The organism is Streptomyces sichuanensis, assembly GCF_020328095.1.
In the GTDB taxonomy this organism is placed as follows: Bacteria; Actinomycetota; Actinomycetes; order Streptomycetales; family Streptomycetaceae; genus Streptomyces; species Streptomyces cinnamoneus.
In genome coordinates, this window is sequence record NZ_JAIXMK010000072.1 from 1 (window position 1) to 13,221 (window position 13,221).

The window sequence follows — 13,221 nt, forward strand, 5'->3', positions numbered from 1 at the left end:
GGGACCGGGACAGCAGCGCGCAGCACCGGGGCAGCCCACCCGGCCAGGGGCCGCCGCGGGGCCGCCCAGCCGCCCAGCCGCCACGCCGGGCAGGCGGCCCGGGCACCGGGCAGCCGGCCCGAGGAGGACCGGACGGCCCGCGGGCCGAACACCGACGCGGTGGACCGGCGTCCCGGACCAGGACCACGGCGCGCAGCCTGGGGCAGCCCACCGGGCCGGCGGCGTCCCGGCCGAGCCACGGTCCGTCCGCCGGGCGGACTCCGGACAGGCCGCGGGCCCGGCACCGGTGCGCCGGGCCGGCGTCACGGAGCCGGCACGGCGGCACACAGTGCCGGAGGTGCGCCGGGCCGGCGGTGTCGCGGCAGGGGACGTCGCCGCTACGCATCCGCATCCGGCTCCGATTCCGCGGCCTCCGCGGCCCGGCGGGCCGCTCGCCAGGCGTGGTCCGCTGCCCGCAGGCGGTCCTGCAGCTTGTGGGACGTCTCCTGGGCGGCGCCGAGGCGGTCCTGGGCCGCGCCGAGGTCGAGGGTCAGCTCCTCCACCCGCCGGTGGGCGGCGCGTTCGGCCTCGTCCGCCCGGTCCGCTTCCTCCCGGAGGCGGCTCCATTCCTCCTGCCGCACCCGTTCCTCCTCCCGCAGGCGCTCCAGCCTCTCGCGCCGCTCCTCGCTCCTGCGACGGCGCTCCCGCGCCTCGGCCAGGTCGGTGACGCGCGCCCCGCGCCCCGCGCCGGAAACCACGGCGGGCTGCTCCGCGGCGTCGGGGGCCAGGCCCGGAAAGCCGGTCACCGCGGTCAGCGGCCGGGACAGCCGCCCCGCCGCCCACTCCCGCGCCGCCTCCGCGTCCGCCAGCACGGCGTGCAGGGTTTCCTCGACCTCGCGCTGCACCTCGCCGCCCACCGGGTGTCCGGCCTCGGCCGCGAGGCGGCCCGCTTCGCGGGACAGCGAGGCCACCAGGGTCCGTTGCCGACGGCTCAGCTCGCGCAGCTGCCCGCCGTCGAGCTTCCGGTGGGCCTCGCGCAGCCCCTGCCCGAGGGCGGTCAGCGCGCCCGCCTCGTCCGGCCGCTCCCGGACCAGGAGATTGCTCACCCAGGCCGCCAGCGTGGGCTTGCGCAGCGCCTTGACGCGGCCGGCCAGTTCCCGGTCGCCGGCCCGGCCGGCCTCGGCCGCGAGGCGGTCACGGGCAGCGGTGAACTCCTCCGGCCGCAGCCGGAAGAGCTCCTCGGTCGCGCTGTCCAGGTCCATGGTCTTCCGTCCGGCTCCGCGCCGGCGCGCAGGCGCGTGCCGGGCCTCGGTACCGACGAGTCTCGCGCCTCGGCGCGGCACGCGCACGTCGTCGGTCGCCGCCGGGGCCGCCGGGCCGTGCCCTGGCAGCCCCCGCGGGCACGCGGCACGCTGGACGCTGACCCCGGCAGGAGACGGCACGACCCCGGCAAGCACACCCCCCTCAAGCATTGCGGAGGCAGTCATGCGGGACGTCACGGCGGCAACGCCGCCGACCGACGAGGAGCTGCGGGAGCTGGACGCCCACTGGCGCGCGGCGAACTACCTCGCCGTCGGCCAGATCTACCTGATGGGCAACCCCCTGTTGCGGCAGACCCTGCGCCCCGAGCACATCAAGCCACGTCTGCTGGGCCACTGGGGCACCTCACCCGGGCTCAACCTCGTCCACACCCACCTCAACCGCGTCATCCGGGCCCGTGACCTGGAGGCCCTGTGCGTCTGGGGGCCGGGGCACGGCGGGCCGGCCGTGCTGGCGAACTCGTGGCTGGAGGGCACGTACACCGAGACGTACCCCGACGTCGGCCGTGACGCGGCCGGCATGGAGCGGCTGTTCCGGCAGTTCTCCTTCCCCGGCGGGGTGCCCAGCCACGTCGCCCCCGAGACGCCCGGCTCGATCCACGAGGGCGGGGAGCTCGGCTATTCCCTCTCGCACGCCTACGGTGCCGCCTTCGACAATCCGGGGCTGCTCGTCGCGTGCGTCATCGGCGACGGCGAGGCGGAGACCGGCCCGCTGGCGACGTCCTGGCACTCCAACAAGTTCCTCGACCCGGTCCACGACGGGGCCGTGCTGCCGGTCCTGCACCTGAACGGCTACAAGATCGCCAACCCGGCCGTCCTCGCCCGGCTGCCCGAGGCCGAGCTGGACGAGCTGCTGCGCGGCTACGGTCACGAGCCCCTGCACGTCGGCGGTGACGAGCCGGCGGCCGTCCACCGGGACATGGCCGTCGCCATGGACGCGGCCCTCGACCGGATCGCGGCGATCCAGCGCGCCGCGCGGGAGGAGGGTGCCGCCGAACGGCCGCGCTGGCCGGTGATCGTGCTGCGCACGCCCAAGGGCTGGACGGGCCCCGCCGAGGTGGACGGCCTGCCCGTCGAGGGCACCTGGCGCTCGCACCAGGTGCCGCTGTCCGGCGTCCGCGACACACCGGAGCACCTGCGCCTGCTGGAGGCGTGGCTGCGCTCGTACCGCCCCGAGGAGCTCTTCGACGAGGACGGCGGGCCCCGGCCCGAGGTGCTGGCCTGCGTGCCGGAGGGCACGCGCAGGCTGGGCGCGACGCCGCACGCCAACGGCGGCCTGCTGCTGCGCGGCCTGCCGCTGCCGCCCCTGGAGCGCTTCGCGGTGCCCGTCGACAAGCCGGGGGCGACCCGGCACGAGCCCACCGGGGTGCTGGGCGAGCTGCTCGCCGAGGTGATGGCCGCCACCGCCGCGCGGCGCGACTTCCGTCTCGTGGGCCCCGACGAGACGGCCTCGAACCGGCTGCAGGCCGTCTACCGCGCGAGCGGCAAGGCGTGGCAGGCCACGACCGTCGGCACGGACGAACACCTGGAGCGGCACGGCCGCGTCATGGAGATCCTCTCCGAGCACACCTGCCAGGGCTGGCTGGAGGGCTACCTGCTCACCGGCCGGCACGGGCTGTTCTCCTGCTACGAGGCGTTCGTCCACATCGTCGACTCCATGGTCAACCAGCACGTCAAGTGGCTGCGCGTCAGCCGCCGGCTGCCCTGGCGGCGCCCCATCGCCTCCCTCAACTACCTCCTCACCTCTCATGTGTGGCGCCAGGACCACAACGGCTTCTCCCACCAGGACCCCGGCTTCATCGATCACATCCTCAACAAGAGCCCCGAGGCCGTACGGGTCTACCTGCCGCCGGACGCCAACACGCTGTTGTCGGTCGCTGACCACGTGCTGCGCAGCCGCGACTACGTCAACGTCGTGGTCGCCGGCAAGCAGCCCTGCTTCGACTGGCTGAGCCTGGAACAGGCCCGCGCCCACTGCGCCCGGGGTGCGGGCGTGTGGACCTGGGCGGGCTCCGGCGAGGACGGCGGGGAGCCCGACGTGGTGCTCGCCTGCGCCGGAGACGTGCCGACCCAGGAGGTGCTGGCCGCGGCCCAGCTCGTCCGTCGCCACCTGCCGGAACTGGCCGTGCGCGTGGTCAACGTCGTCGACCTGGCCCGGCTGCTGCCCGCGGGCGAGCACCCGCACGGGATGGCGGACGCCGAGTACGACGCGCTGTTCACCCCCGGCAAACCGGTGATCTTCGCGTACCACGGCTACCCGTGGCTCATCCACCGCCTCGCCTACCGCCGTACCGGCCACGCCCACCTCCACGTCCGCGGCTACAAGGAGATCGGCACCACCACCACGCCGTTCGACATGGTCGTCCGCAACGACCTCGACCGCTATCGCCTCGTCATGGACGTCATCGACCGCGTTCCGCACCTCGCCGTGCGCGCCGCTCCCGTGCGCCAGGCCATGGAGGACGCCCGCGCCCGCCACCACGCCTGGATCCGCGAGCACGGTACGGACCTGCCGGAGGTCGCCGACTGGGCCTGGTCGGCGTGAGCGCGGGGCCCGGGGATCCCGGGGCCCCGGGACGAGAGCCAGGGGTGTGTCCGAGAAGGAGGGCGGCACGATGAGACGGATGCCGGACGGCGGCGAAGCGCGGGCGGCCCGCGGGGCCGGGACGGTCGCCGCGGCACGGGTGGGACTGACGGCACGCGGGGTGATCTACCTCCTCGTCGGTGTGCTCGCCCTGCGCGTCGCGCTCACCGGCGGCGGCGAACAGGCCGACCGCGGCGGTGCGGTGGAAGAGCTGGCCGACAAGCCCCTCGGCGGGGTGCTGGTCTGGGCGGTGGGCATCGGGCTGGCCGGCATGGCGCTGTGGCGGCTGTCGGAGGCGGTCTTCGGCGCGGCGGGCCCCGGGGGCGGGAAGGCGCGCGAGCGGCTCTTCTCGGCCGTGCGCTTCGTCTTCTACTGCGTGGTCGCCGGCACGGTGCTCGCCTTCGCCGCCGGGGAGCGCGAGAGCGGCGCCGGGTCGACGGACGAGCAGTCCCGCGACGTCACCACCCGGATGCTGGGCTGGCCGGGCGGCCAGTGGCTGGTGGCCGCGGCGGGGGTGGCGGTGGCGGTCACCGGTGTCTGGATCGTGGTCAGGGCGGTCATGCGCGCGTACCGCGAGGATCTGAAGTTGGCGGAGATGTCCCCGGCGGTGCGCAGGGCGGTGGATGTCCTGGGGGTCGGGGGCGGGTGCAGCAGGGGGATCGTGTTCGCCGCGGTGGGCGGTTTCGCGGTCCAGGCGGCCGTCGCCTACGACCCGGGCCGGGCCAAGGGCCTCGACGACACCCTGCGGGCCTTCGCGGAAACCCCCGCCGGCCCCTGGCTCCTCGCGGTGGTGGCGGTGGGGCTGGGCATGTTCGGGCTGTTCTCCTTCGCGATGGCGCGCTGGCGGAACGTGTGAGGCGGCCGGCGAGCGGCCCGGGGGCCGGCCGCCGGCTCAGCCCTCGATGCCCGTGGAGGTGTGGGCGGCGCCGACCGGCTTCGACTCCGGTGAGCCCCGCTGGCGCAGGTAGATGGAGAGGACGGCCATGGCGGCGACGGCCAGCAGCTCGGACTGCCAGTTCTGCAGGGTGCGGCTCCAGAATTCGGCGCGGAGCAGGTACTCGCTCCAGGCGACGGGGGCCTGCAACCGGCGCAGTTGCTGTTCGTTGTAGGCGGCCGCGCCCGTGACGGACTGGCTGAACCAGCAGAGCAGGAAGATGACGCCCATGACGAGGCCGAGCGAGTGGGAGTACACCGTCCGGCGCCAGCCGGGGGCCGCGGCCCAGCGCGGGGAGTCGTGCCGGGCGTGTTCGCCGACGAGCTGCTCCCGGTCGGTTTCGGGCCCGGCCTTTCCGGTCTCCTTCGACTCGGGCGAGCCGCGCTGGACCAGCCAGACGGTGACGAAGACGTAGAGGAAGAACTGCAGGAACTCCGACTGCCAGTTCTCGGTGACGTCGACGGCGAAGTCCGACGACGTGAGGTAGGCGGGGAAGTCGACCGGTGCCAGGCCGTCGGTGATGAGGAGGCTGTTGAACTCGGCGCGGCCGGCTGCGGCCTGGCCCGCCACGGCGAGGACGAACGCGGCGCCGAAGGTGAGGGCGAGGCCGTTGTCGTGGACGAAGCGCCGCAGCCCGCCGGTGTGGCGGGGCGCCGTGTCCTCCTGCGCTCCCGCGGGCCGGTTCACCGGTGCATCAGTCCCAGCGCCGTGAAGTACACCAGACCGCCGACGATCAGCACGAGGCACGAGCTGAACATCGCTTTCATGACGGTGTCACCTGCCTTTGACCGTGCATTGGTAGGGCTGCTCGGAGCGCGGCCGGCACCCCGCGGCGGTCACCTTCCAGCCGGCGGGGAAGTGCGCCAGGAAGACGGTGTCGTGGTCGAGGACGGCCCGTGCCTGGTCGCCGTAGACGTCGAGGTGCCGGACGGCGCCGGCCTGCGGGATCTCCTCGTCCTCCATCGCCTGCTCGCAGGAGCTCCGGCCCGACTGCCCCACTTCCTCGCGGGTGGCGGGGGCGAGGGCGGCGCACAGCGGCTCCTTGTGCCCGGTGCGCAGGGCCTGCTCGAAGCCGGTGACCGTCGCGAGGGCGTCGTCGCGCCGTTCGGCGAGGACGCCGCAGGCGGTCGTGGCGGCGAGCAGCACGACGGTGAACAGGGCGCGGGATCCCGTGCGCACCCGTGGGGAGGGTGGGCGGCGCCGCTTCTCACGCAACATCACGCGGGCAACAGTAAGCACCCGTGGCGACATCCGGGACATTTTTCTCGCGACGACACAGGGGCCGTACCCGTGCGGCGGCTCAATTGCGCCTGTGCCGCCCGCCGTCTCCCGCCCATGATGAGACGCGTTTGGCCGCTTGAGGAGCCGAGAGATTCGGGAGGTCCGATGAAGTACCGCTCGATGACCCGCCGCACCGCCCTGAAGTCCGCCGTGGGCACCGCCCTGGCCGCCGGAGGGCTGACGTGGGGCAGCGCGATGCCGGTCGCGGCAGCAACGGGAGGTGGCCGCGCGTTCCGGGACGTCCGTGCCTTCCACGGCACCTGGGAGGGGGTGTGCGACGGCCACAGGGCCCGGCTGCGGATCGTGGTGGCGCAGGAGCCGCCCGGCACGCTGCACACCGTCTACCTCACCTTCACCGACCTCGAACGGGGTGCGACGTACGTCGGAAGCCGCCGGGAGGTCGCCCCGGGCGCGCGGGACATCGGCACGGTCACGCTGTCCGGTGCGGCCGCCCTGACCTGGCCGAGCCTGCTGGTCCACACGTGTGACACCGACGTCCTCTCCGGCATCGGCAGCAGCGGCGGCCGCGGCTACCCGATGGCGTTCCACCGCTCGGCCACGGCTCCCGCCCTCGTCCAGAACCGGCCGTTCCGTGACTTCGAGGACTGGTGCGGGCGGCCCCTGGGCCGGGGGCGCTACCTCGGCAGCCTCGACGGCCGCAGGGCACAACTGGACGTCGACGTCACCCTGGCGGGCAGCGAGCGCCGCATGGTGTTCCACCTGAGCGATCTCGACCGCGGCACCGACTGGTACAGCCAGGTCCTGGAGTCCGAGGTACGGGCGTGGGGTCCCGGGCGGCAGCGCAACCCGCTCGCGGGCGTCCGCATGAGGCCCTACTGGGAGGGGCAGGAGCCCCTGCGCATCGGCTGCCTGTACTGGCACGGCGGGAACGCCGCCTATGTGACGGGCGAGGGTGTCGGGCGGGACGGCCGCTTCGGCATGACGTTCGTCCGCCGGACGCCCCTCAATACCCGGTGAGCACGGAGGGGCCCAGTACGGTACGCCGTACCGCGGACGTGAAGGACGGGTCGGTATGGCGCCGAGCGGAGCACAGCGCGAAGGACGTGACGAATCCCCCGAGGAGCGCGCCGACCGGCTCTGGGGCGAACTGCTCCAGGAGGTGCGGGTGGCGCAGACGGGGGTGCAGATCCTCTTCGGCTTCCTGCTGACCGTCGTCTTCACGCCGCAGTTCGGCTCGCTGGGGACGACCAACAAGTGGATCTACGTGGTCACCGTGCTGCTGGGTGCCGCCACCACCGGCGCCCTGATCGGCCCCGTCTCCTTCCACCGGCTGGTCACCGGCCGGCGGCTGAAGCCGCAGACCGTCACCTGGGCGTCCCGCATGACGCTGCTGGGGGTCGTACTGCTGCTGGCCACCGTCGCGTCGGCCCTCTTCCTGATCCTGCGCATCGCCATGCACAACGCGGCCGTGCCCTGGGTGACGGGCGGGCTCGTGGCCTGGCTGGCGCTGTGCTGGTTCGGCCTGCCGGCCTGGGCCCGCCACCGCTACTCCGGCAAGGACTGACCGCCCGCGGCGGGGCGGGGCCGCCTCACCCCGCCCCGGGGGCCCCGGTCTCCTTGATGTCGGAGATGAGCCCGGTGCCCAGGTCCGACTGCACGCTCAGGTAGGTGTACGTGGGCTTCTTCACGTCGCCCCACGTCAGCCGGACGCGGGTCCAGGTGTGCCCGGCGCCGCTGTTGTCGTAGGTCGCGCGCCAGGCGCGCGGGGTGTTCTGGGCGCGGAACACCCCGTCCACGCCGTGCTGCAGCTCCCAGGACGTCAGGCGTTCGCGGAACTCCTCGGTGAGGAAGTGGGCGCGCAGGGCGTCGGACAGGACGGCGTCGGGCGTGCCCGTACGGGCGTCGACGTACGCGCCGTAGAGGGCGGCCACCCGGTCGGTGGCCGAGGACGGGTCGCCCTCGTGCACCGGTGGTCCGCCGGCGGACTCCTCCGCCGGGCCGCCGGGTGCGTGGGAGGCTGCCGCCAGGGCGACGGCCGGAACGGTCAGCAGGGCCAGCAGGGCAACGGCCGCCCCGGAGCGCCACGTCGTGCGGGTCATGCGCATGGGTTCCCCCCATTCGCCGAGTGTCACCAGGGACACGGACTTCGCAGCTTCACCCTGTAGAGCGCACCAGCGACCGGAAGAGTTCCCTCCGGTTCATCCGCCGCAGCGGCACCCGGTGCCGCCCCTCGCCGGCGCCCGGGCGACGGCAGAAATCCCCCCGGGGTTCCGCTTGTCCACCGGAAAAGCGGTGGAGCACAGCAGGACTAGGTGTTTCCCTGGTTCTTGCGGGAATCCCGGGAACCGGGGAAAGCCTGCCCGGACGGCCGGTCACTTGATGAATTCTTCGACGACCTTCGGCGGCCACATGCCGACCTTGAGCACACCCATCGAGTAGGCCCGGGACACCAGGGCGGCACGATTGGGCACCTTGAGCTTCCGGAGCAGGCCGGTGACGTGGTATTCGACGCCCTGGCGGCTGAGATACAGCCGGGAGGCGAGCGGGACGGTGGAAATGCCGGCGGCTATGCCCTCCAGGATGCGCGCGTCGATGTCGGTGAGGATCTTCTTGCGGCTGGTGACCACGCCGGCCTCCTCGGCGGACGCCTGCCCCGGCGGCATCATCACCAGGATCGCGGCGTCCCCCGGGGTGCCGCCGCGCACGGAGATCGCCGTGAGCGTGCTGGAGAACGCGGAATCCTCCCGGGACTCCTCCTGCCGCAGGGCGACCACGTGGGTGGCGAACCGCTGGCGCCTGCCCTCGACCAAACCGGAGAACTGGCGCAGCAGCGGCTGCTGGACGCTGGGGTGCACCAGCTCCTGGAACCTGCGCCCGCACACGTCCTCGGAGGTGGTCCCGAACTGCCGGAAGAACTCGGGGTTCGCCTGCCGGATCGTCAGAGCGGGGTCGAGATAAGCCATGCACATACCGGGCTGCTCGAACTGCGGACGGACACTGGTCTGGTCATCTGCAAGTACGGAAGTGGCCACGAGACTGCCAACCTTTCGGATCCCACTCAATGTTCGGAACCGCGCGCTAGAAATGCGTCAAAGAATTGCGGTATCCGGGCCTCGATCCCAATGGCCCGGTTTCTGACCAACTGATCGAAACAGTAGGTACTTCCGCTGAGTCAAGTCAACGACATGCCGTCTCGCCACGGTTAAACCTGCGGTTTGCCCTTCCGGATGGTTCGGTTGACCGGTCCGGCGCTTTCGGTACTTCGGTTCGGTCGGAGGTACGGTCCGTTGGTACGGGTCCGAAACGCGTCAGTGGCCCGGCCGGAACGCCCCCGGCCGGGCCACTGGTACGGCGTCGTGCGCCCGCCTCCTACCGGCCGGCGACCTGCAGCAGGTCCCCGTACGCGGGCTCGCGGGAGGCCCGTTCGAGGTCGGAGTGCACCATCATCCGCATCAAGGCGGGGAAGTCCACGGTGGGTTCCCAGCCCAGCCCGGCCCGTGCGCGCCGGCTGTCGGCGCACAGGACCTCCACCTCGGCGGGGCGGACGAGGGCGGGGTCGACGACGACGTGGTCGGTCCAGTCCAGGCCCACGCACGCGAAGGCGCAGCGCACCGCGTCCCGGACGGAGTGCAGCCGGCCGGTCCCCACCACGTGGTCGGTGGGCTCCTCCTGCTGCAGCATCAGGTGCATGGCGCGCACGTAGTCGCCGGCGAAGCCCCAGTCGCGCACGGCGTCCAGGTTTCCGAGGTCGAGCCGCTTCTGGCGGCCGAGCTTGATGCGGGCGGCGGCGAGGGAGATCTTCCGGGTGACGAACTCGGCACCGCGCCGCGGGGACTCGTGGTTGAAGAGCACGCCGGAGACGGCGTACATGCCGAAGGACTCGCGGTAGGTGCGGGTGATGTGGTGCCCGTAGGTCTTCGCCACGCCGTAGGGGCTGCGGGGGTGGAAGCCGGTGGTCTCGCTCTGCGGGGTCTCGGTGGCCTTGCCGAACATCTCGGAGGAGGACGCCTGGTAGAAGCGGATCCGGCCGCCGTCGGCGTGCCGGGAGCCGCTGAGGTCGCTCACCATGCGGATGGCTTCGAGCAGCCGCAGGACGCCGGTGCCGTTGACGTCGGTGACCAGTTCGGGCTGCTGCCACGAGCCGGGCACGGAGGAGAGCGCGCCCAGGTTGTAGACCTCGTCGGGCTGTACGGCGTCCACGGCGGCCAGGAGGCTCGCCTGGTCGGTGAGGTCGCCGTCGACGAAGGAGAGGTCGGGGACGAGGTGGGCCACGCGCGAGGTCCGGGGGTTCGCCCGGCCCCTGAGCAGGCCCCAGACCCGGTATCCCCGTGACAGCAGGTGTTCGGCGAGGTACGAACCGTCCTGCCCGGTGATACCGGTGATCAGCGCGCGCTTGGTCATCCCATCGCCTTCCCGTCCTGTGCTCACGGGCCGGGACCGCCTCCCGCCGTCCGACCGTCGTTGCGAACGCACGCTCGCAGCCGCTCCGGAAGGGTGTCAACGAAATCCCGATGGACTAGGGAATTTGCGGATTACGCCGGAGCCGGTGCGGCGGGCAGGGAGACGACCATCGTCAGCCCGCCGCCGGGGGTGTCCTCCGGGGTGAGGGTGCCGCCCATGGCCTCGGTGAGCCCCCGGGACAGCGCGAGGCCCAGGCCGAGGCCGGTGGTGTTGTCGGTGTCGCCGAGCCGCTGGAAGGGGGCGAAGGCGCGTTCGCGGTCGGCGGGCCGCAGGCCGGGACCCCGGTCGGCCACGCGCAGTTCGACCCGGGAGGCGAGGGCGCTGGCGGCGACGGTGACCGCCCGGCCGGGCGGCGAGTGCCGGGTGGCGTTGGCCACGAGGTTGGCGAGGACGCGTTCCAGCAGGGGCGGGTCGGCCAGCACGCACGGCACGTGCTCGACGTCGTGGACGACGACGCGCCCTGCCGGGGTGTCCGGCAGGCTGTCCAGGGCCTGCGGCAGCACCTCGGCCAGCGCGGTGGGCTGCAGGTGCAGGGTCAGGGCGCCGGCCTGGATGCGGCTCATGTCGAGCAGGTTGTCGACGAGCCGGCTGAGCTTGGCCATCGACTCCTCGGCGGTGGCCAGGAGTTCCTCCTTGTCCTCGGCGGAGAAGTCGACGTCGCGGCTGCGCAGCGAGCTGATGGCGGCCCAGCCGCCGGCGAGCGGGGTGCGCAGGTCGTGGCTGACGGCGGCGAGCAGTGCGGTGCGCATCCGGTCGGCGGCGCGCACCGGTTCGATCTCGGCGGCGGCCTCCGCGAGGCGGGCGCGCTCCACGGCGGCCGTCAGGTGGGCGGCGAAGGCGGTGAGGACGCGGTGCTCGGTGGCGGGCAGGACGCGGCCGCGCAGCACCAGCTCGTCCCCCTCGCCGACGGGCACCCGGGTCTCCGCCCCGTCCTGGCCCGGTGCCGTGCCGGCGGTCGCGCGCCCCGGCTCGCGGCCGCGGGGGCGCAGTTCGGCCGACTCCATGCCGAAGGTCTCCCGGGTGCGCTCCAGCAGCACGGGAACGGCCTGCTCGCCGCGGAGGATGCCGGCGGCCAGGGAGGAGAGGGTCTCGGCCTCGGCGGTGGCGCTCGCGGCGCGGCGGCTCAGCCGCAGGGAGCGGTCCACGATGGCCGCGACGGTGACGGCGACGAGCGCGAAGACGGCGAGGGCGAGGACGTTGTTGGCCTCGGCGATGGTGAAGCGGCCCGCGGGCGGGATGAAGTAGTAGTTGAGCAGGAGCGACGCCGTGAGCGAGGCCAGCAGCGCGGAGGCCACCCCGCCGATGCAGGCGACGCCGACGACGGCCACCAGGAAGAGCAGCGCCTCGCTGGTGAGGTTGAGGCCCAGGGCGTCGGCGACCGGGGGGCGGCGCAGCAGGAGGGTCAGCGCGAGGGGCAGCAGCAGCCCGGCGGCGGGTCCGCCGAGGCGGCGGGCGCGGGAGAGGTCGCGGCCGGGGACGGGCCGGGTGCGGCCGCGGCCCGCGCGTTCGTGGGTGACCAGGTGGACGTCGATGTCACCGGACAGCTCGACGACGGCCTCGCCCACCCCGCGGGCGTCGGCGACGCGCCGGAGCCGGCCGCGGCGGCTGACGCCGACGACGAGCTGGGTGGCGTTCTCGGCGCGGGCGAACGCGAGGAGGGCGTCGGGCACGTGGTCGCCCACCACGGTGTGGTAGCTGCCGCCCAGGCTCTCCACGAGGCGGCGCTGGCCGGCCAGCGCGGCGGGCGAGGCGCCGGCGAGCCCGTCGCTGCGGGCGACGTGCACGGCGAGCAGGTCGCCTCCGGAGGAGCGGGCGGCGATGCGGGCGGCGCGGCGGATCAGGGTCTCGCCCTCGGGGCCGCCGGTGAGGGCGACGACGACGCGTTCGCGGGTCTCCCACACGCCGCCGATGCCGTGCTCGGCGCGGTAGCGCTGCAGGGTCTCGTCCACGCGTTCGGCGAGCCACAGCAGGGCCAGCTCCCGCAGGGCGGTGAGGTTGCCGACGCGGAAGTAGTGCGAGAGGGCCGCGTCGATCTTCTCGGGGGCGTAGACGTTGCCGTGCGCCATGCGGCGGCGCAGCGCCTCGGGGGCCATGTCGACGAGTTCGATCTGGTGGGCGCGGCGGACGACCTCGTCGGGCACGGTCTCGTGCTGCGGCAGTCCGGTGATCTTCTCGACGACGTCGCTGAGGGACTCCAGGTGCTGGATGTTGACGGTGGTGACGACGTCGATGCCGGCGGCGAGGAGGTCTTCCACGTCCTGCCAGCGCCGGGCGTTGCCGGTGCCGGGGGCGTTGGTGTGGGCGAGCTCGTCGACGAGGACCACGTCGGGCCGGCGCCGCAGGACGGCGGCCGTGTCGAGCTCGTGGGACTCGGCGCCGGAGGTGGAGCACCGCAGGCGGGGCAGGACCTCCAGGCCGTCGAGCATCTCCTCGGTGTGCGGGCGGTGGTGGCATTCGGCGAGGCCCACGACGACGTCGGTGCCGCGCAGGGCGCGGCGCCATCCTTCGTCCAGCATGCGGTAGGTCTTGCCGACGCCCGGGGCCGCGCCGAGGTAGACCTTCAGACGGCCGGGCCGGGTGCCCGTGGTGCCGGTCATGGAGTGCTCTCCTTGGTCGGGGTTCCATGACGTATCGTCAGCCCGGACCGGCCGCTGGTGACCGTGCGGAGCCGGACGTTGACACGTTCCTGACTCCGCACGGCC

General features: G+C 73.7%; 11 protein-coding genes. 4 read left to right on the top strand and 7 right to left on the bottom strand.

The features are described 5' to 3' along the window. Positions 1 to 377: 377 nt before the first annotated feature. Positions 378 to 1,241 (bottom strand): hypothetical protein, encoded by an 864-nt coding sequence (locus LE181_RS20385; protein WP_225662755.1) that lies wholly within the window; start codon positions 1,239 to 1,241, stop codon positions 378 to 380. 223 nt (positions 1,242 to 1,464) lie between these two features. On the opposite strand from LE181_RS20385, the gene LE181_RS20390 reads away from it, so the two are divergent. After that, entirely contained in the window at positions 1,465 to 3,843 is a 2,379-nt protein-coding gene (locus tag LE181_RS20390; protein WP_225662756.1) for a phosphoketolase family protein, read from the top strand. Between the two features lie 70 nt (positions 3,844 to 3,913). Continuing rightward, positions 3,914 to 4,738: a DUF1206 domain-containing protein gene (locus LE181_RS20395; RefSeq protein ID WP_372458428.1), complete on the top strand. Its 825-nt coding sequence runs from the start codon at positions 3,914 to 3,916 to the stop codon at positions 4,736 to 4,738. A gap of 36 nt (positions 4,739 to 4,774) precedes the next feature. On the opposite strand, the gene LE181_RS20400 is transcribed toward LE181_RS20395, so the two are convergent. Next, positions 4,775 to 5,449, bottom strand: a complete 675-nt coding sequence (locus LE181_RS20400) for a DUF6766 family protein (RefSeq protein ID WP_225662793.1) — start codon at positions 5,447 to 5,449, stop codon at positions 4,775 to 4,777. A gap of 141 nt (positions 5,450 to 5,590) precedes the next feature. Next, complete coding sequence (locus LE181_RS20405) at positions 5,591 to 5,995, bottom strand: hypothetical protein (protein ID WP_225662757.1); 405 nt, start codon at positions 5,993 to 5,995, stop codon at positions 5,591 to 5,593. A 207-nt stretch (positions 5,996 to 6,202) separates the two neighbouring features. Here LE181_RS20405 and LE181_RS20410 point away from each other — a divergent pair, with 207 nt between their 5' ends. Together LE181_RS20410 and LE181_RS20415 are read left to right on the top strand one after the other, a co-directional pair. Beyond that, a complete protein-coding gene (locus LE181_RS20410) occupies positions 6,203 to 7,075 on the top strand; it encodes a hypothetical protein (RefSeq protein ID WP_225662758.1) in 873 nt (290 codons plus the stop codon). A 55-nt stretch (positions 7,076 to 7,130) separates the two neighbouring features. Then, complete coding sequence (locus LE181_RS20415) at positions 7,131 to 7,622, top strand: DUF6328 family protein (RefSeq protein ID WP_225662759.1); 492 nt, start codon at positions 7,131 to 7,133, stop codon at positions 7,620 to 7,622. 25 nt (positions 7,623 to 7,647) lie between these two features. Here LE181_RS20415 and LE181_RS20420 read toward each other — a convergent pair whose 3' ends face one another. From LE181_RS20420 to LE181_RS20435, 4 genes are all read right to left on the bottom strand, one after another. Continuing rightward, positions 7,648 to 8,157 carry a hypothetical protein gene (locus LE181_RS20420; RefSeq protein WP_225662760.1) on the bottom strand — a complete coding sequence of 170 codons (510 nt, stop codon included), beginning with the start codon at positions 8,155 to 8,157 and terminating at the stop codon, positions 7,648 to 7,650. A gap of 273 nt (positions 8,158 to 8,430) precedes the next feature. Further along, positions 8,431 to 9,144, bottom strand: a complete 714-nt coding sequence (locus tag LE181_RS20425) for a PAS domain-containing protein (RefSeq protein WP_372458430.1) — start codon at positions 9,142 to 9,144, stop codon at positions 8,431 to 8,433. A 283-nt stretch (positions 9,145 to 9,427) separates the two neighbouring features. Further along, positions 9,428 to 10,459: a GDP-mannose 4,6-dehydratase gene (locus LE181_RS20430; protein ID WP_225662762.1), complete on the bottom strand. Its 1,032-nt coding sequence runs from the start codon at positions 10,457 to 10,459 to the stop codon at positions 9,428 to 9,430. 131 nt (positions 10,460 to 10,590) lie between these two features. Next, positions 10,591 to 13,116, bottom strand: a complete 2,526-nt coding sequence (locus tag LE181_RS20435) for a sensor histidine kinase (RefSeq protein WP_225662763.1) — start codon at positions 13,114 to 13,116, stop codon at positions 10,591 to 10,593. Positions 13,117 to 13,221: the final 105 nt, after the last annotated feature.